The following is a 19494-nucleotide window of genomic DNA, read 5'->3' as shown; positions in this document are numbered from 1 at the left end:
ATGGCTCGGATTATTCGCGCTGCGGACCGCCCCCGCAAGGGCCTTCACCGATCCCCGGCGCCGATTCCCGAACCCGCCGATCCCGTCCCCTCCCACACCCGCGAGGGCAACGCACGACGCAACTCCGGCGCCACCTCGTCCGCGAACAGCTCCAACACCGCCCGCCGTTCCGCCCGATCCAGCCCCTCCGTCCCGATCGCCTGCACCTGATGTCCGTACGCGGCGTGGTAGCGACCGACCTTGTCCACGATCTGCGCCGGACTGCCCACCAGCGCAGGGCCGTTGGCGACGTTGTCCTCCAGCGACGTGAACGGCGAACGATTGTGCTGCGCCGCCGCCGACTTCGCGAACGCGTCGTAGTACGGCCGATATCGCGCCAACGCCTCCTGCGAGGTCGGCGCCACATAGCAGCCGCCCGCACCCGAACCGACCACCGCGTCCGCCGGATCGTGCCCGTACGCCGCCCAGCGCTCGCGATAGTGGTCGATCAGATCCGCGTACTTGGCCATCGGATGGAACCCGTTCGCGGTGAACAGCGGATCCCCCCACTTCGCGGCCAACTCCGTGGACGCCCGGCTGGTCGCGCTCCCGTGCCAGATCACCGGCGCCCGCCCGCCCGCACGCGGGAACGGGCGCGGCTGGGTGGTGACCTCGTGCAGGGGGGTGCGAAAACGCCCCGACCACGTCACCTTCTCCTCGCTCCACAACCGCCGCAGCAACTCGAACTTCTCCTCCTGCAACTCCCACTGATCCGCCTCGTCGAGGCCGAACAGCGGGAAGTGCCGAGGGTCGTTGCCCTTGCCGACCATCAGATCCAGCCGGCCCTCGGACAGCTGGTCGACCGTCGCGTAGTCCTCGGCCACCCGCACCGGGTCCAGCACACTGATCACGGTCAAGGTGGTCAACAACCGGATCCGCGACGTGCGCTGTGCCACCGCCGCCAGGATCACCGGCGGCGCCGAGGACAGGAACGGCTCGCCGTGCCGCTCGCCCACCCCGAACGCGTCGAACCCCAACTCCTCCGCCAGCGCCGCGCTCTCCACCAAATCCCGCAACCGCTCGTGCGCCGGCGCCTGTTCGCCGGTGAGCGGATGCGGTGCGTTGGCACCCAGCGTGAACACCGCGAACTTCATGACACCGCCCCCAACAGTCGCGGGCGGCGCCGCCCCGGAATGGCCGCGATCAACTCGCGCGTATACGGATGGGTCGGCGCCGCCAACACCTGCTCGCAGGTGCCCTTCTCGACCAGCCGACCCGCGCGCAGCACACCCACCCGGTCGGCGATCTGCCGCACCACGGCCAGATCGTGCGAGATGAACAGATAACTCACCCCCAACTCCTCCCGGAGCCGGGCGAGCAGATCCAGGATCTGCGCTTGGACGGACACGTCCAGCGCGGACACCGGCTCGTCGCACACCACCAGATCCGGCTCCAGCGCCAACGCCCGTGCGATCGCCACCCGTTGCCGCTGTCCACCCGACAACTCCGCCGGTTTGCGGCGCAACACGTCCGCCGGCAGCGCCACCTGATCGATCAGCGCCGCCGCCCGGGCCCGCTGCTGCGCCCGCGTGCCGACCCGATAGGCGCGCAGCGGCTCCTCGACGATCTCGGACACGGTGAAGCGCGGATCCAGCGACGCGTACGGGTTCTGATACACCAACTGCATACGCCGGCGCAGCGCCCGTGCCTCGCCGCGCCCGGGCCGGGTGACGTCCCGGCCCTCGATCAGCACGCGGCCCTCGGTGGGCGTCTCCAGACCCAGGATCATCCGCACCGTGGTCGACTTGCCCGAGCCCGACTCGCCGACCAGCGCGAACGTCTCGCCGCGCCGCACGGTGAACGAGACGTCGTCCACCGCGCGCACCGTGCGCGGCCCCTCCTTGGTCCGCGGCAGCGCGAACTCCTTGACCAGGCCGGTCACGGTCAACAGCGGCTCGGTCCGCGGCACCGGATCGCGGACCGGACGCGGCCGGGCCCGCCGCCGGGTCAAACTGGGCGCGGCGGCGATCAACCGCCGGGTGTACGGGTGTTCGGGATCGGTCAGGACCCGCTCCGCCGGTCCCTGCTCGACCACCTCGCCGCGCGACATCACCACCACCCGCCGGGCCCGGTCGGCCGCCACCCCCAGATCGTGCGTGATCAACAACATCGCGGTGCCGTGCGCGTGGGTCAGCTCCTCGATGTGGTCCAGGATGCGCCGCTGCACGGTGACATCGAGCGCGCTGGTCGGCTCGTCGGCGATCACCAGCTTCGGCCGGCACGCCAGCGCGATGGCGATCAACACCCGCTGGCACATGCCCCCGGACAACTCGTGCGGGAACTGCCGCGCACGCAACGCCGGTTCGGACAGACCCGCCTCGTCGAGCGCGGCCACCGCCCGCTCGGCGGCCTCCTTCCCGCTCGCCAACCCGTGCACGATCAGCGCCTCGGCGACCTGGTCGCCGACCCGCCGCACCGGATTGAGCGAGACCATCGGGTCCTGTGGGATCAGTCCGATCGAACGACCGCGCACCGCACGCAGGTCCCGCTCGCGCAACCCCAGCAGATCCCGATCCTCGAACAACACCCGCCCCGCGCCGACCCGTCCGCCCGCCGGCAGCAGCCCCACGATCGCGTGCGCCGTGGTGCTCTTGCCCGACCCCGACTCGCCGACCACCGCCACCACTTCGCCCGGCAACACGCTCACATCGGCGGCCGTCACCGCGTCCACCGACCCATGCGAGGTGCGATACGACACCCGCAACCCACGAACGTCCAGCAACGGCACCTCGGTCGCAGCCACAGCCGGCGCCCCCGAGGCACCCGACGCCCCGGGCGCGCCCGAAGCGTCCGGCACACCCGGCGCCCCCGGCAGACCCGCCGGCCCCGCCGACCCCGCAACCGCCGGGGCGCCCCCCACCGCCCCCTCCACCCGCCGAGCCCGCCCACCGCGTACCAAGCCGCCGCTCATCGCTCCCGCCTCCGCTCTCCGTCCAGGGCCCGCGAAACGCGGTTCGCCGACAACACCGTCGCCGCGATCACCAGCCCGGGAAATGTGGTCAACCACCACGCCGTGGCCACGAACCCGCGCCCGTCGGAGATCAACACGCCCCACTCCGGCGTCGGCGGCGGCGCGCCGAACCCCAGGAAACTCAGCGCCGACACGGCCAGGATCGCCACCCCGAACTCCAATGCGGCCAGCACGAACACCGGCCCGGACGCGTTCGGCAACACATGCCGCGCCAGGATCGCTCCCGACCGCACCCCGCTCGCCCGCGCCGCCTCCACATACACCGACGAACGCACCCGCAACACCTCGGCGCGCATCACCCGGGCGAAGGACGCGACACTGGCCACCCCCACCGCGATCGCCACCTTCGTGGTGCCGAAACCCAGCGCGCTCACCAGCGCCAGCGACAACAACAGCCGCGGAATCGCCTGCACCACGTCCACCGTGCGCATCAACACCGCGTCCGGCCACCCGCCGACGAACCCGGCCACCAGACCGAGCCCGCCGCCGACCACCAGGGCCACCGCCACCGCGACCACCGTCGCCCGCAGCGAGAGCGAACTGCCGTGCACGACCCGGGTGAACAGGTCCCGCCCGAGCTGATCGGTACCGAACAGGTGCTCCCGACTCGGGCCCTGCAACCGCTCGCGCGGCGTGCCCACCAGGGGATCCCCGTCCGCGAACAGCGTCGGGACCAGCGCCGCGAGCAGCACCAGCGCCAGCACCACCAGCGAGAGCAACAACCCGGGCCGGCGCACCACGAACCACGCATGCCCACGCGCCGCGGGCCCCACCCGCGCACCGAACCCGGTCGCCGTCGTCACACCGTCCTCCCCACCCGCGGATCCAGCAGCGGATACAGCAGATCCACCACCAGCGCGACCACCACGAACACCACCGCCGCCAGCAACACCACGCCCTGCACCACCGCCAGGTCCTGGGTATCCACCGCCGCCGCCGTCAACCGGCCCACGCCGGCCCGGGAGAACACCGTCTCCACCACCACCGACTCCATCAGCAGATTCCCCGCCAGCACCGCCGCCAGGGTCAGCGCCGGCAACGACGCGTTGCGCAGCGCGTGCCGCAGATGGATCCGCACCCGGCCCGCCCCCTTGGCCCGCGCGGTCTCCACATACGGCTCGGCCAACGCGGTGGTCAGGCTCTTCGCCAACACCTGCGCGATCATCGCGCCCGCCGGCAGCGCCATCGTGATCGCCGGCAGCACCAGGCTCTCGAATCCCTCGTTGCCCATCGCCGGCAGCAGCCCCCACTGGAACGACACCACCTGGACCAGCAGCAGACCCACCCAAAAACCCGGCATCGAGATCCCGATCGCGGGCAACGACAACAACACCTGACGCAGCGCCCGCACCCGGGTGAACGTGGCCGCCAACGCCACCGCCCCACCGCCGAGCACCGCCAACACCATCGCGCACCCGGTCAGCGCCAATGTCTGCGGCAGTGCGTCGGCGATCGTGCGCACCACCGGCGCCCCCGTCTGCGCCGACCGCCCCAGATCCCCGCCCAGCGCGTCACCCAGGGCGTGCGCGTACTGCACATACAGCGGGTCGTCCAGGCCGTACTCGGCCCGCACCGCGTCGATCTGCGCCTGTGTCGCGGTGCCCTCCAAGCCGCCCAGCCTGATCGACAACGAATCCCCGGGCAGCAGATACAACACCACGAACGAGACGGTGAACGCCGCCCACAACACCACCACCGCCTGCACCAACTGGCGCAGCAGATATCCGCGCATCAGCCCACCCACGTGTCGTGGAACTGCAGGCGCGAGGACGCCTCGAAGGTCAGCCCATGCACCTTCGGACCGAGCCCGTGCACCTGCGCCAGCTCGAACAGCGGCACCACATAGGCCCGATCGGTGACGATGCGCTGCGCCTCGGCGACCTTCGCGAAGCGCTGCGCCGGGTCGAGGTTCTGCGCCTGGTCGTCGAGCACGGTGTCCAGGTCGCCGGAGGGGATCCGGAGCCGGTTCACCGTCCTGGTGCCGAACAGGGTGCGCAGGATGTCCGGGTCGGAGCGGGTGACGTTGTAGTAGGCGAAGTCGTAGTCGCCCGCGTTCTGCACCTGGTTCTGCTCACCGGCGGCCAGTTTGCGCAGCCGCAGGTCCACCCCGACCCGGCGCAACTGCTGCTGGACCAGCTCCAGGACGGACTGGCTGGCGTTGAACAGCGGCGCGAAGATCACGTCCACGCTCAGCCGGCGCCCGTCCTTGACCCGGACGCCGTCCGAGCCGGCCCGCCAACCGGCCTCCTCCAGGAGCCGCTTCGCCCCCTCGGGGTCGTATCCCAGCTGCGCGGACAGGTCGACGTAGCCGGGCGTGACCGAGGCCAGCGGCGAGGTGGCCGCCTTGTACTTCGGGGTGAGTACGGTCTGCGCCACCTCGGGCCGGTCCACCGCCTTGGCGATGGCCCGCCGGACCGCGTCCTCGCCCAGGATCGGGCGCGAGACGTTGGCCTGGAGGACGAACACCACGCCCGGGTTGGGCCGGGTCAACACGGTGTAGCCGGCGGCGAAGCGGGCCTCGTCCTGCGGCTGTACGTCGCTGATCGCGTCCACCTGACCGGACTCCAGGCTGCCGGCGCGCACCCCGGACTCGGGCACGATCTTGAACACCAGCCGATCCAGGTACGCCTCGCCCGGGTGGGCGAACAGCGACGAGCCCCAGCCGTACCCGGCGCGCTTGGCCAACTCCACGCTCTGGTTCGGCTTGTACGAGCGCAGCGTGAACGGGCCCGAGCCGACCAGGTCGCCCTGGCAGCGCTGTTCGGGGGTCTTGGCGAGGGTGGCGGGGGAGAGCAGGCCGAGCGACATGGTCGAGGTGGCCTGGAGGAACTGGGCGCTGGGCGCGGCGAATTCGACCCGCACGGTGGTCGGGTCGAGCACCGCGGTGCCCCGGTAGCCGGCGAGGTAGCTGCTCGCCACGGTGGCCTTGGCGCCCAGCGCGAGCACCGCGTCCAGGTTGGCCTTGACCGCCGCGCCGTCCAGCGGGGCGCCGTCGGCGAAGGTCACCCCCGGGCGCAGGTGGAAGGTGAACGCGGTGGCCTGCGGGTTCACCTCCCACGAGGTGGCCAGCCACGGCTTGATCTCGCCGGTGCGCCCGTCCTGGTCGGTCAGCGAGTCGACGAGTTGGCGGCCCACGTTCAGGCTCGCGTTGGTGCCGAACTGCTGCGGGTCCAGGCACGTGGGGTCGGCGGCCAGCGCGAAGGTGAGCGTGCCGCCGGCCTTCGGCGGGCCGACCTCGGCGGAGTTCGCCGCCGGGCCGCCGGCGCCGTTGCAGGCGGCGACCAGGGCCAGGGCGGCGGTCGCGGCGGCGCCGGAGCCGGCGGCGCGGCGCAGTCTTCGGAAGGCGGGGAAGGCGGGATCGGCGGCGAATCGGGAAAGGCGCATGTATATCTCCGGGCAGGACGAATTCACGCGGCGGCGCGCGTGATTTCGGGCAGGCGATATCCATCGATTCACGCGCGCACGGCGCCGTGCGAATCCCGACGGAAATCGGGCCGGCGCGGGACGCGGCGAATCGAGGGGAGGAATGTGGAACGGCGGGCGGACGCCCCACGATCACCGGGATCGGCGGGATCGACGAGGGGGGTCCGGCGGCGGAGCGGTCCGGTCCGCGGCGGTCAGCGGGCTCGACAGGCCGAGCTGTGGACCCGGCCGAAGTCGACATGCCTGCGCGTGCACAGGGGAGTTCGCGGGCGGTGCACGGCCGCGCCGCAGGGCGCGACGGCCTCGACACGCCGCGAGGAGACCCCGGGGGTGGAGGCGGTGACCGGCACCACGAGCGTCATGACGTCCTTCGACAACAATGGATCGATATCCGTACCGGCGAGAGCCTATCGAGTCCGTAGTGGCGACAACAAGTGGTAATTCCGCTTTTCGGTGGCGGGGATACGAAAACCCGCATCGGGCGGCAATACCCGCGGCCCCGGCGCCGGCGGTATCGCCGACGCCGGGGCCGCCCGGCGCAGTCGACCGCGCGGCCCGCCGGCGGCCTACGGGACGTCGGAGGAGTGGCCCGGGAAGACGTGCGCCGAGGGATCGATCACGGTCATCGCGTTGTTGACCGCGGTGGCCGCCTCGCCGAAGCCGGTGGCGATCAGCTTGACCTTGCCGTCGTAGTCGACGATGTCCCCGGCGGCGAACACCCGCTCCAGGTTGGTGCGCATCGCCTGGTTCACCACGATGTGCCGCTTGCGCTGCTCCAGGCCCCAGTGCGTCATCGGCCCCAGGTCCGCGACGAAGCCGAGCGCGGCCACCACCGCCTGGACCGGCAGCGTGCGAACCGCGCCGTCGAGCTTGCCGACCACATCCGCCGCCCGCACCTGCCCGTTGCCGTGCAGCGCGGTGACCTCGGCGGAGGTGATCACCTCGGTGGTGGAGGCCAACACCCGTCGCACGGTGTGCTCGTGCGCGCGGAACTTGTCCCGCCGGTGGACCAGGGTGATCGACTTGGCGATCGGCTCCAGGCTGGTCGCCCAGTCGAACGCCGAGTCGCCGCCGCCCACGATCAACACGTCCAGTCCGGCCAGATCGGCCAGGCGCGGCACGAAGTAGCGCACACCCTCGCCGGTGAACGCGTCGGCCGCCGGCAGCGGGCGCGGACTGAAGGTGCCGATGCCGCCGCTGATCAACACCACCTTGGTGCGTACCACCAGGCCGCTCGCGCAGGTGATCGTGACGCCGTCCTCGTCCTGCGCCAACTGCTCGGCGCGGTGCCCGAGGAGGTAGTTCGGCTCGAACGGGGCGGCCTGTTCGACCAGCGCGTCGACCAGGTCCTGGCCCTTGATCGCGGGGAAGCCCGCGACGTCGTAGATCATCTTCTCCGGGTACATCGCGGAGATCTGGCCGCCGGGTTCGGGCAGCGAGTCGACGAGCGCGGTGCGCAGGCCCCGGAATCCCGCGTAGTAGGCGGCGTACAGGCCCGTCGGGCCCGCGCCGACGACGAGCAGATCGGTGTCGACGGTGGTGGACACACGCGCTCCTTCCCGAGCGGGGTTGCCCGGACACTAGCCCAAGGACACACGGCCTTCTCCGAGTTCGTGCCCCGCGTCACACGAACGGAAGCACCAACCGCACGCGAGGTAGCCCAACGGTGGGCAAAAGTCCATACGTGGCCGTATGGAAACCGTGGAACTTGTTCTCATCCGGCTCGCCGATCGTTAGGGTCCCGTCCATGGAGTTCTCCTGCGCGCCGCCGCGACGATCGGCGCTTCGGCGCCGATCGCGATGGGCGCGGACCACGGTCGCGCCCGGCCTCGGTGCCACGGCCCGCCCCGGGTTAGCCCCGCGACCGCACCGCCCGCCCGTGCCGCGCCCGGTCGACTCACCCTCACGGGCGAAGGCGAACGTGTGTGCGGCAAACTGGCGGCGCCCGCGCACCGCGGCGTGATCGAGGTCGCCTGCCGGCGGCTCGGTCCCGATCCGGTACGCGAGTTCGCGGCACCGCGCCCCGGTGGCGAGGCGGCCGCACCGACCTGATCCGCTTCGAGCCCGTTCGAATCCCGCACGACCGCGAGGACGCACCATGACCCTGTTCCCCGGCAGGGACTCCGACGTCACCACCGCCGTCGCCGCTCTGCTGGCGAAGTGCCGACTGTCGATACCCCGCACCTGGATACTCACCGCGCTCGACTACGCGTGGCACGACGAGCGCCCCGTCGTGGTCCTGCGCCACCAACCCGCCGGCGATCCGCGCCCCGGCGGCGCGCACGCCAGTGTGGTGGTCGACCGCGCCGACGGCACCCTGCTGGGCTGGACCCGGCTGGACGGCCCGCGCCCGGGACCGCTGCCCGGCACCGAGGAGGCGCACGCCGCCGCCGAGGCGTTTTGGCACCACGTCGATCCGCTGCACGCCGAGGGGCTGACCGTGCAGTGGGTCGCCCAGCACGACGAGACCATCGCCACCGCCTCCGGTCGGGCCGGTTCGGTGAGCGGAATGAGGGTCAACGCGCGTCACATCAACGGGCTCTACACGTGGGCGGTACTCGCGGGGGACCTGTCCGTGCTCACCTACGAGCGCGACGTGCAGTGGGACGAGCGGGCAGCCCGACGGCGCACCCAGATGTGGCTGCACGACCGCTGGCGGGCCGCCGTGGACGGCACCGCGCCGGCTCCCGGCGCGCCGTACGCGCCGGCCCGTCGCTGACTTCGTACCGGAGCAACTGTCCGAAAATTCCGGCAAGTTCGTCGAATCCCCAGCTCACGCGGGTCCTTCGGGGCCCGCGTGCGGCGTTTTCGGCGCCGGGCGCGGCGGTTGGTCCAGACCATTTTGGTACAGACCATTGACCTCTGGTCCAGACCTTTCCTACGCTCACGGGAACCCCGGTGGGGTGGTGGTCGAATCGTTTCCCCACCGGCTGGTGCACGTCCCCGCATGTCTGGCCCCACTCGAGGAGCACCCTTGAGCACAGGAACCAAACAACGCACCACCTTGTCCCGACGCACTCTCGTCGCCATGATGAGCGCCCTGCTGCTTCCCCTCGCGGCGATGGTCGGCCTCGCGTCCCCCGCACAGGCCGCCGGCACCACCGCGACATTCGTCAAGACCTCCGACTGGGGCTCCGGCTTCGGCGGAAGCTGGACCGTCAAGAACACCGGCACCGCCGCGATCAGCTCGTGGACCCTGGAATGGGACTTCCCCGCCGGCACCGCCGTCGGCTCGTCCTGGGACGCCACCGTCACGCGCACCGGCGACCACTACAGCGCCAAGAACGTCGGCTGGAACGGCACCGTCGCCCCCGGCGCCTCGGTGACCTTCGGCTTCAACGGCACCGGCCCCGGCAACCCCACGGGCTGCAAGATCAACGGCGCCTCCTGCGACGGGGGACCCACGAACCCCGGCGACAACCCGCCATCGGCACCCGGAACGCCCGTGGCGAGCAACGTCGGCGACAACGGCGCCACGCTCACCTGGACCGCGGCGACCGACGACCACGGCGTCAAGAACTACGACGTGCTGCGCGGCGGCACCAAGGTCGCCACCGTCGCCACGACCACCTACACCGACGGCGGCCTCGCCGCGGGCACCGACTACACCTACACCGTCGTCGCCCGCGACAACGCCGACCAGACCGGCCCGGCGAGCGCCCCGGTCACCGTGCACACCACCGGCGGCGGCAACCCCGGCGGCGGCGGCAACGCGGTCAAGCTCGGCTACTTCACCAACTGGGGCATCTACGGCCGCAACTACAACGTGAAGAACATCGTCACGTCCGGCTCGGCCGCCAAGATCACCCACATCAACTACGCCTTCGGCAACGTCCAGGGCGGCAAGTGCACCATCGGCGACTCCTACGCCGACTACGACAAGGCGTTCACGGCCGACCAAAGCGTCAGCGGCGTCGCCGACAACTGGGAGCAGCCGCTGCGCGGCAACTTCAACCAACTGCGCCAGCTCAAGGCCAAGTACCCCAACATCAAGGTCCTGTGGTCCTTCGGCGGCTGGACCTGGTCCGGCGGCTTCGGCCAGGCCGCGGCCAACCCCGCCGCGTTCGCCGAGTCCTGCTACAACCTGGTCGAGGACCCGCGCTGGGCCGACGTGTTCGACGGCATCGACCTCGACTGGGAATACCCCAACGCGTGCGGCCTGACCTGCGACACCAGCGGCGCCGCGTCGATCAAGACGCTGCTCGCGGCCACCCGCGCCAAGTTCGGTGCCAACAACCTCGTCACCGCGGCGATCACCGCCGACGCCTCCTCGGCCGGCAAGATCGACGCGGCCGACTACGGCGGCGCCTCCGCGTCCGTCGACTGGTACAACGTGATGACGTACGACTTCTTCGGCGCCTGGGACGCCAAGGGCCCCACCGCCCCCCACTCGCCGCTGACCTCGTACACCGGCATCCCCAAGGACGGCTTCAACTCCTCGGACGCCATCGCCAAGCTCAAGACCAAGGGCGTACCGGCGAACAAGCTCCTCCTCGGCATCGGCTTCTACGGCCGCGGCTGGACCGGCGTCACCCAGGACACGCCCGGCGGCACCGCCACCGGCGCCGCCCCGGGCACCTACGAGGCCGGCATCGAGGACTACAAGGTGCTCAAGAGCAGCTGCCCCACCACCGGCCTCGTGGCCGGCACCGCCTACGCCAAGTGCGGCAGCAACTGGTGGAGCTACGACACCCCGGCCACCGTCGCCTCCAAGATGCACTGGGCCAAGGCGCAGAACCTGCGCGGCGCCTTCTTCTGGGAGTTCAGCGGTGACACCACCAACGGCGAACTCGCGGCCGCGATCCACAACGGCCTGGGCTAGCCCCGAAGGCGCGGCCACGAACGCGGCCGCCTTCACCGCTTCGTGACCGCACGGTCGTGACCGGGCCCACCGGGGTGCCCGGTCACGACACCCCCCAGCGGGCCCGTCGTCCACCGGCGCGGACGACGGGTTCGGCACAAACCGCGCGGGCGAGGTCCCAGGACCCCGCCCGCGCGGCCTGTCCACCTACGCTGGTCGAGTGAAACCCGCACCCCTCGGCACGCCCCGCCCGGACATCGAGACCCGCGCCGACCTGGAAACCCTCCTGCGCCGTTTCTACGGGGCCGCCTTCGCCGACCCGGTCATCGGCCCCCACTTCACCGGGATCGCCGGCGCCACCCTCGAGGAACACCTCCCGCGAATCACCGACTTCTGGGACCGAGCCCTGCTACGCGGCGCCGACTACCGAGGCGACCCACTGGCCATCCACCGCACCCTCCACGAGACCGCCCCCCTCACGGCCCACCACTTCGGCCGCTGGCTCCAGCTATGGCACGCCACGGTAGACGGCGCCCACACAGGCACCCGAGCACAACGAGCAAAATCCCAAGCCGACCGCATAGCCCAATCCATGCTCCGCCACCTACCAGCCCCCAACACCGGGACCGAACACCCCCAGGCAGCCTTCATCCCTTTGACCACCTTCGCCCTACGCCACCCCAACACCAAAACCCACCCAATTCACCCGCCCGCCCCTCAAGACCAAACAGCCCACAGCCCGACCCCGCCCCCACCCAGCCCATCCGGCGTGTGAGAACACCCGCACCGGATGCCGGCCCAGCACACAACCCAGCCCATCCGGCGTTCGAGGACAACCGGCCCGGAGCCCGGTCCAGAAGGCGATCCGGGCCTCACGCAGCCCGCCCGACACTTGAGGACAGGCGGGGCGCAGCCCGCCCCCGGAGGCGACTTGGATCCCATTCAGCCTGTCCGGCGCTTGAGGACATCCGGGCCGCATTCTGGCCCGGGAGGCGACTCAGACCCCATTCAGCCCGTCCGGCGCTTGGACAGGCGGGGCGCAGCCCGGCCCGGGAGGCGACCCGGACCCTATTCGGCCCGCCCGGCGTTCGAGGACAGCCAGGCCGGAGGCCGGCACGGCAGGCGACCCGGCCCCATTCAGCCTGTCAGGCGCTTGAGGACAGGCGGGCGCAACCCGTCCCGGAGCCGCCCGGATCCCATGCAGCCCGTCCGGCGCTTGAGGACAGGCGGGGCGCAGCCCGGCCCGGGAGGCGACCCGGACCCTATTCAGCCCGTCCGGCGTTTGAGGACACCCGGGCCGGAGGCCGGCCGCCGCCGCAGCCGCGACCAGCGTCGGGCATACCCCGCCCCCGCCCCAGCCCCATCAGGGCCATGTGGCCGCGAGCCTTTCACCCCTCCGGCTGATCACCCTTACGCTTCAAATACCGCTCGAACTCCGCCGCGATCGCATCGCCCGACGCCTCCGGCAGATCCTCCGTGTCCCGCGCCGCCTCCAGCGACCGCACATACTCGGCCACCTCGGTGTCCTCGGCCGCGAGCTGATCCACGCCCACCTGCCACGCCCGCGCGTCCTCCGCGAGCTCGCCCATCGGCACGTTCACGTCGAGGAAGTCCTCCAGCCGCCGCAACAGCGCCAGCGTGGCCTTCGGCGACGGCGGCTGCGCCACATAGTGCGGAACCGAGGCCCAAAACGTCAGCGCCGGCATGCCCGCGTGCGCGCACGCCTCCTGGAACACGCCCACGATCCCGGTCGGCCCCTCGTACCGCGACTGCTCCAGCCCCACATTGCGCGCCACCACCGGGTCGGAGGTCGTCCCGTTGACCGGGACGGGCCGCGAGTGCGGCGCGTCGCCCAGCATCGCGCCCAGCACCACCACCGTCTCCACACCCAACTCGTGCGCGAAGCCCAGCAGTTCGTTGCAGAACGAGCGCCAACGCAGGTTCGGCTCTATCCCGTGCACCAGCACCAGGTCACGCCGCGGCTCGGTCAGCCGGACCACCGACAGCCGCGTGGTGGGCCAGGTGATCCGCCGCGTGTCGCCGTCCAGCCATATGGTCGGCCGGTTCACCTGGAAGTCGTAATAGTCCTCGGCGTCGAGCGCCGCGAACACCTCGCCCTTCCAGACCCGGTCCAGGTGCTCGATCGCGGCGGAAGCGGCGTCGCCGGCGTCGTTCCAGCCCTCGAACGCGGCCACCATGACGGGGTCGATCAGCTCGGGCAGGTCGTCGAGCTCGATCACCCAGTGCCTCCTTCCGGCCGGGGCCGGGATCCGTGCGCCGCGGCCGACCGTACGTGGGGACCGCGAGAGCTGTACGGTCCCCACATTACGGGTTGCGGCACCCCCGACCAGACCCGCCGGCGCCGACTTCGCCCACAGTGAAATCCGCGCCCCGCCCACCGACCCGCGCGGCCAACGCACCACAAACGGCCCGGTAAACGTGTGTGACCACACGGTGACCAGTGGGACACGTCACCCGCGAGTCATCGAGCTCCCGACGAGGATCGCATTAAGCTGGCGCTCTGGCCCGAGCCGTCACGACGGCACCGGGCAAGCCGACAGCCGTCGCACCCATCGGAGACGCATTCTCATGACAGCCACCCCGCAGCAGCTTCGCGAAGCACTCGCCACCCGCGTCGTCGTCGCCGATGGAGCGATGGGAACCATGCTCCAGGCCCAGGATCCCAGCCTGGACGATTTCCAGGGCCACGAAGGCTGCAACGAGGTCCTGAACGTCACCCGACCCGACATCGTGCGCAACGTGCACAAGGAATACTTCGACGTCGGCGTGGACTGCGTCGAAACCAACACCTTCGGCGCCAACCTCGGCAACCTGGGCGAGTACGACATCCAGGACCGGATCTACGAACTCGCCGAAGCCGGCGCCCGGATCGCCCGTGAAGTGGCCGACGGCTACACCACGCCCGACCGCCCCCGCTGGGTGCTCGGCTCGATCGGCCCCGGCACCAAGCTGCCCAGCCTCGGCCACGTGCCCTTCGCCACGCTGCGCGACGCGTTCGAGGTCAACGCCGCCGGCCTGATCGACGGCGGCGCGCACGCCCTGCTCATCGAGACCAGCCAGGACCTGCTGCAGACCAAGGCGTCCATCATCGGCGCCCAGCGCGCCCTGAAGAAGGCCGGCGTCGACCTGCCGATCTTCGCCCAGGTCACCGTCGAGACCACCGGCGCCATGCTGATGGGCTCCGAGATCGGCGCCGCGCTCACCGCGCTCGAGCCGCTGGGCATCGACTTCATCGGCCTCAACTGCGCCACCGGCCCGGTCGAGATGAGCGAGCACCTGCGCCACCTCTCCCAGCACGCCGGCATCGGCGTCACCGCGATGCCCAACGCCGGCCTGCCGATCCTGACCAAGGACGGCGCGCACTACCCGCTCAGCCCCGACGAACTGGCCGACGCGCACGACACCTTCACCCGCGACTACGGCCTGGCCCTGGTCGGCGGCTGCTGCGGCACCACCCCCGCGCACCTGAAGGCCGTCGTCGAGCGCGTGCACGGACGCGAGCTGACCCCGCGCAACCCCCGCCACGAGCCCGCCGCCGCCTCGCTCTACCAGTCGGTGCCCTTCCGCCAGGACCTGTCGTACCTGTCCATCGGCGAGCGCACCAACGCCAACGGCTCCAAGGCGTTCCGCGAGGCCATGCTCGAAGGCCGCTACGACGACTGCCTCGACATCGCCCGCGACCAGACCCGCGACGGCGCGCACATGCTCGACCTCAACATCGACTACGTCGGCCGCGACGGCGTCGCCGACATGCGCGAACTCGCCGGCCGCCTCGCCACCGCCTCCACCCTGCCGATCATGCTCGACTCCACCGAGCCCGAGGTGCTCGAAGCGGGCCTGGAACTGCTCGGCGGGCGCGCCGTGGTCAACTCGGTCAACTACGAGGACGGCGACGGCCCCACCTCCCGCTTCCGGCGCATCATGCCGCTGGTCAAGGAGCACGGCGCGGCCGTGGTCGCGCTGACCATCGACGAGGAGGGCCAGGCCCGTACCGCCGAATGGAAGGTCCGCGTCGCCGAGCGGCTGATCACCGCGCTCACGCAGGAGTGGGGGATCAAGGTCTCCGACATCATCATCGACGCGCTCACCTTCCCCATCGGCACCGGCCAGGAGGAGACCCGCCGCGACGGCATCGAGACCATCGAGGCGATCCGCGAGATCAAGCGCCGCCACCCCGAGGTGCAGACCACCCTCGGCCTGTCCAACGTCTCCTTCGGCCTCAACCCGGCCGCGCGCATCGTGCTCAACTCGGTCTTCCTCAACGAGTGCATCGAAGCCGGCCTCGACTCGGCGATCGTGCACGCCAGCAAGATTCTGCCGATGGCGCGCATCCCCGAGGAGCAGCGCGAGGTCGCCCTCGACATGGTCTACGACCGCCGGCGCGAGGACTACGACCCGCTCCAGCGCTTCCTGGAGCTGTTCGAGGGCGTCGACGCCAAGTCCGTACGCGCCACCCGCGCCCAGGAACTGGCCGCACTCCCGCTGAACGAACGCCTGGAGCGGCGGATCATCGACGGCGAACGCGCCGGCCTGGAGGAAGACCTCGACGAGGCGCTGCGCGAACGCAGCGCACTGGTCATCATCAACGACACCCTCCTGGCCGGCATGAAGGTCGTCGGCGAGCTGTTCGGCTCCGGCCAGATGCAGCTGCCGTTCGTGCTCCAGTCCGCCGAGGTGATGAAGTCCGCCGTCGCGCACCTGGAACCGCACATCGAAAAGGTCGAGGGCGAGGACGGCAAGGGCACCATCGTGCTCGCCACCGTCAAGGGCGACGTACACGACATCGGCAAGAACCTCGTCGACATCATCCTGTCCAACAACGGCTACAACGTGGTCAACATCGGCATCAAGCAGCCGGTGTCCGCCATCCTCGAAGCCGCCGAGGAACACCGCGCCGACGTGATCGGGATGTCCGGCCTGCTGGTGAAGTCCACCGTGATCATGAAGGAAAACCTCCAGGAGCTGAACACCCGCGGCCTGGCCGCCGGCTACCCCGTCATCCTCGGCGGCGCCGCCCTCACCCGCGCCTACGTCGAAGAGGACCTGTACGACATCTACGCCGGCGAGGTCCGCTACGCCCGCGACGCCTTCGAGGGCCTGCGCCTGATGGACGCTCTGATGGGCGTCAAGCGCGGCGTGCCCGGCGTGGAGCTGCCCGCGCTGCGCCGGCGCAAGGTCGCCGCCGCCAAGGTGATCGAGACCGAGCCCGAGGAGATGCCCGCCCGCTCCGACGTCGCCGTCGACAACCCCGTGCCCACCCCGCCGTTCTGGGGCGACCGCGTGGTCAAGGGCATCCAGCTGAACGACTACGCGTCCTGGCTGGACGAGCGCGCCACCTTCATGGGCCAGTGGGGCCTCAAGCCCACCCGCGGCGGCGACGGGCCCTCCTACGAGGAACTCGTCGAAACCGAGGGCCGCCCGCGCCTGCGCTACTGGCTCGACCGCATCGTCACCGACAACCTCCTCGACGCGGGCGTGGTCTACGGCTACTTCCCGTGCGTGTCCAAGGGCGACGACCTGATCGTGCTCGACGACTCCGGCAACGAGCGCACCCGCTTCACCTTCCCGCGCCAACGCCGCGACCGGCACCTGTGCCTGGCCGACTTCTTCCGCCCCGAGGAATCCGGCGAGATCGACGTCGTCGGCTTCCAGATCGCCACCATGGGCCCGCGCCTGTCCGGCGCCACCGCCGAGCTGTTCGCGGAGAACTCCTACCGCGACTACCTCGAACTGCACGGACTGTCCGTACAACTCGCCGAAGCCCTCGCCGAATACTGGCACGCGCGCGTGCGCGCCGAACTCGGCTTCGCCGGTGAGGACCCCGCCGACCTCGACGGCATGCTCAAGCTGCACTACCGCGGCGCGCGCTTCTCGCTCGGCTACGGCGCCTGCCCCGACCTCGAGGACCGGGCCAAGATCACCGCACTGCTCGGGCCCGAGCGCATCGGCGTCGAACTGTCCGAGGAGTTCCAACTCCACCCCGAACAGTCCACCGACGCCATCGTGCTCCACCACCCCGAGGCGAACTACTTCAACGCCCGCTGACCCACCCACCCACACCGGTCACGGCCGGGGCACCCACCGCCCCGGCCGCACCGGCGGCCCGAACGAGGCACATGCTCGGCGACGTCCTGCACACCCTCGCCTGCCCGCACTGCGGCGCCGACCTGGCGGGGGAGGACACCGGCCTGCGCTGCGCCGCCGGGCACACCTTCGACATCGCCCGCCAGGGCTACGTCAACCTGCTCACCGGCAACGGCCCCACCGGCACCGCCGACACCGCCGCCATGGTCGCCGCCCGGGTCGACTTCCTCGGCGCCGGCCACTACGACCGCCTCGGCGACGTGCTCGCCGCCGCCTGCGCCGACGCACCCCCCGGCACCCTCGTCGACGTCGGCGCCGGCACCGGACACCACCTCGCGCACGTCCTCGACGCCCTGCCGGACCGCCACGGGCTCGCCCTCGACATCTCCAAATACGCGCTGCGCCGCGCCGCCCGCGCCCACCCCCGCATGGGCGCGGCCGTCTGCGACGCCTGGCGCCCGCTGCCGGTACGCGAGGGCGTCGCCGCCCGCGTACTCAACGTGTTCGCCCCGCGCAACCCACCCGAACTGCACCGCGTCCTGCACCCCGACGGGGCCCTGATCGTCGCCGCCCCCGCCCCCGGACACCTGGGCGAACTCGTCCCCGCCCTCGACCTGCTCCGCGTCGACACGGACAAGCAGGAGCGGATCGACGCCAAACTCGCCCCCTGGTTCACCGTGCGCGACCGGCAAACCCTCACCTACCCCATGACGCTCGACCACGCCGCGATCGCCACCGTGGTCGCGATGGGCCCCAGCGCCTGGCACACCGACCCCGAGCGGCTGCGCACCCGGCTCGCCGCGCTGGCGAACCCGCAGGTCGTGACCGCTTCGATCACTGTTTCCGCATACGACCCCGTTCGGCGGTTGCCCAATCCCTGACGACGCCGCACAATCGAGGACCCGCCGGAGCCAACCGGCGGATCCGACCCCTGGAGAACCCGCGTGAGGAGATTCACCCACCCCATCCACACCACCACGCCGCGAACCGGCGGAGAGGCGGCCACCCGATGACGGCAGCGCTGACGACCACCACCGGAGCCCGCCCGGGCCACGGCCTCCAAGCCGTCCTGTTCGACATGGACGGCACCCTGGTCGACACCGAACGCCACTGGTTCGCCACCGAGACCGCGGTGATGGCCGACCTCGGCTTCACCCTCACCGCGCAACACGCCGAGCAACTCCTCGGCAGCCCCATGGAGCGCGCGGTCGCCTACCTGCTCTCGGTCTCCGGCCTGGACGTGCCCCCCGCCGAACTGGAGCACCGGATCAACGCCGACATGGTGCGCCGCCTGCGCGACGGCGTCGACCTGCGCCCCGGCGCCAAACGGCTGCTCGCCGAGGTCGACGACGCGGGCGTACCGTGCGCGCTCGTCACCGCCTCCCAGCGGGTGATCGTGGACGCCGTCCTGCCCTCGATCGGCGCCCACCACTTCCGCCTCACCCTCGCCGGCGACGAGATCGCGCGCACCAAGCCGCACCCCGACCCGTACCTGACCGCGGCCCGCCGGCTCGACGCCGAACCCTGGGCCTGCGTGGTCGTCGAGGACTCGCCCACCGGGATCGCCGCCGGCGAGGCCGCCGGGTGCGCCGTGCTGGCCGTGCCGAGCATGACGCCCATCCCGCCCGCGCCCACGCGCACCGTGGTCGACTCCCTCGAAGAGGTCGACCTCGCGTACCTGCGCGACCTGGCCCGGGCCCGCGTCGCGCGCTGACCGGCGGCGGCGCCGCACCCGCGGCCGCCACACCCGCAAACAGGTGGGAGCGGGCGGCCCCGAAGGCCCGCCCGCTCCCACATCCCCGTGTTTCCCCCGTACTGCCTTGCCCGTTCCCCGCGGTTCCCCCGAACCGCGGTTCCCGTACTCCCCGGATTCGTTCCCCGCGATTCCCCCGAATCGCGGTTCCCGGGTCCCCCGTGTCCCCCGAATCGGAGCCCCCGTGCTCCGACCCGCAGTTCCCCGTCGGTCCTGTCGACCTCCCGGCGGCGGTTTCCCCCGTCCCCGTGACCGCCGAGAGGTCTCCCGGTCGTGCTCCGCCCGATCCCCGAAGGAATCGGACCCCCGTAGTACTACCCCCGTAGTACTGCCCGTGGTTCCCGTTGCCGGGTTCCCCGTGTGATGTCCAGTGTTCGCGATCGGAAAGGGCAGGGCTTCAGG

General features: G+C 71.4%; 14 protein-coding genes. 7 read left to right on the top strand and 7 right to left on the bottom strand.

Annotation, left to right across the window (positions count from 1 at the left end; all coding sequences use genetic code 11):
* Window positions 1-44: 44 nt before the first annotated feature.
* The 6 genes from ACMXN5_RS03540 to ACMXN5_RS03515 all read right to left on the bottom strand — a co-directional run bounded on the left by ACMXN5_RS03540 (window position 45) and on the right by ACMXN5_RS03515 (window position 7980).
* On the bottom strand, window positions 45-1133 hold the full coding sequence (locus ACMXN5_RS03540; protein WP_439673930.1) for an LLM class flavin-dependent oxidoreductase: 1089 nt from the start codon (window positions 1131-1133) through the stop codon (window positions 45-47).
* Window positions 1130-2782 carry a dipeptide ABC transporter ATP-binding protein gene (locus ACMXN5_RS03535; RefSeq protein WP_439673928.1) on the bottom strand — a complete coding sequence of 551 codons (1653 nt, stop codon included), beginning with the start codon at window positions 2780-2782 and terminating at the stop codon, window positions 1130-1132. Before ACMXN5_RS03535 ends, ACMXN5_RS03540 begins: the two co-directional genes overlap by 4 nt.
* 164 nt (window positions 2783-2946) lie before the next feature.
* The gene (locus ACMXN5_RS03530; protein WP_439673927.1) at window positions 2947-3813 is read right to left on the bottom strand and encodes an ABC transporter permease; all 867 of its coding nucleotides are present in this window, start codon (window positions 3811-3813) and stop codon (window positions 2947-2949) included.
* Window positions 3810-4742, bottom strand: coding sequence for an ABC transporter permease (locus ACMXN5_RS03525; protein WP_439673925.1), 933 nt, complete (start codon window positions 4740-4742; stop codon window positions 3810-3812). Before ACMXN5_RS03525 ends, ACMXN5_RS03530 begins: the two co-directional genes overlap by 4 nt.
* The gene (locus ACMXN5_RS03520; RefSeq protein WP_439673924.1) at window positions 4742-6394 is read right to left on the bottom strand and encodes an ABC transporter substrate-binding protein; all 1653 of its coding nucleotides are present in this window, start codon (window positions 6392-6394) and stop codon (window positions 4742-4744) included. The genes ACMXN5_RS03525 and ACMXN5_RS03520 overlap by 1 nt, the downstream gene beginning before the upstream one ends.
* Before the next feature lie 605 nt (window positions 6395-6999).
* Window positions 7000-7980, bottom strand: coding sequence for an NAD(P)/FAD-dependent oxidoreductase (locus tag ACMXN5_RS03515; RefSeq protein WP_395786720.1), 981 nt, complete (start codon window positions 7978-7980; stop codon window positions 7000-7002).
* A 376-nt stretch (window positions 7981-8356) separates the two neighbouring features.
* On the opposite strand from ACMXN5_RS03515, the gene ACMXN5_RS03510 reads away from it, so the two are divergent.
* From ACMXN5_RS03510 to ACMXN5_RS03495, 4 genes are all read left to right on the top strand, one after another.
* The gene (locus ACMXN5_RS03510) at window positions 8357-8485 is read left to right on the top strand and encodes a hypothetical protein (protein WP_395786721.1); all 129 of its coding nucleotides are present in this window, start codon (window positions 8357-8359) and stop codon (window positions 8483-8485) included.
* 46 nt (window positions 8486-8531) lie between these two features.
* Window positions 8532-9152, top strand: coding sequence for a hypothetical protein (locus tag ACMXN5_RS03505; protein WP_379997349.1), 621 nt, complete (start codon window positions 8532-8534; stop codon window positions 9150-9152).
* Window positions 9153-9461: 309 nt separating this feature from the next.
* A complete protein-coding gene (locus tag ACMXN5_RS03500) occupies window positions 9462-11255 on the top strand; it encodes a glycosyl hydrolase family 18 protein (RefSeq protein ID WP_439677939.1) in 1794 nt (597 codons plus the stop codon).
* Window positions 11256-11454: 199 nt separating this feature from the next.
* The gene (locus ACMXN5_RS03495; protein ID WP_439673923.1) at window positions 11455-12009 is read left to right on the top strand and encodes a group III truncated hemoglobin; all 555 of its coding nucleotides are present in this window, start codon (window positions 11455-11457) and stop codon (window positions 12007-12009) included.
* Window positions 12010-12622: 613 nt separating this feature from the next.
* Here ACMXN5_RS03495 and ACMXN5_RS03490 read toward each other — a convergent pair.
* Window positions 12623-13474, bottom strand: coding sequence for a PAC2 family protein (locus ACMXN5_RS03490; RefSeq protein WP_126636026.1), 852 nt, complete (start codon window positions 13472-13474; stop codon window positions 12623-12625).
* Window positions 13475-13823: 349 nt separating this feature from the next.
* Here ACMXN5_RS03490 and metH point away from each other — a divergent pair, with 349 nt between their 5' ends.
* From metH to ACMXN5_RS03475, 3 genes are all read left to right on the top strand, one after another.
* A complete protein-coding gene (gene metH / locus ACMXN5_RS03485) occupies window positions 13824-17300 on the top strand; it encodes a methionine synthase (protein ID WP_439673922.1) in 3477 nt (1158 codons plus the stop codon).
* A gap of 71 nt (window positions 17301-17371) precedes the next feature.
* Window positions 17372-18220, top strand: coding sequence for a putative RNA methyltransferase (locus ACMXN5_RS03480; protein WP_439673921.1), 849 nt, complete (start codon window positions 17372-17374; stop codon window positions 18218-18220).
* A 128-nt stretch (window positions 18221-18348) separates the two neighbouring features.
* Window positions 18349-19053, top strand: a complete 705-nt coding sequence (locus ACMXN5_RS03475; RefSeq protein ID WP_439673920.1) for an HAD family hydrolase — start codon at window positions 18349-18351, stop codon at window positions 19051-19053.
* Window positions 19054-19494: the final 441 nt, after the last annotated feature.

The organism is Embleya australiensis (assembly GCF_051903075.1).
GTDB lineage: Bacteria > Actinomycetota > Actinomycetes > Streptomycetales > Streptomycetaceae > Embleya.
This window is presented reverse-complemented; position numbering and strand designations above follow the sequence as displayed.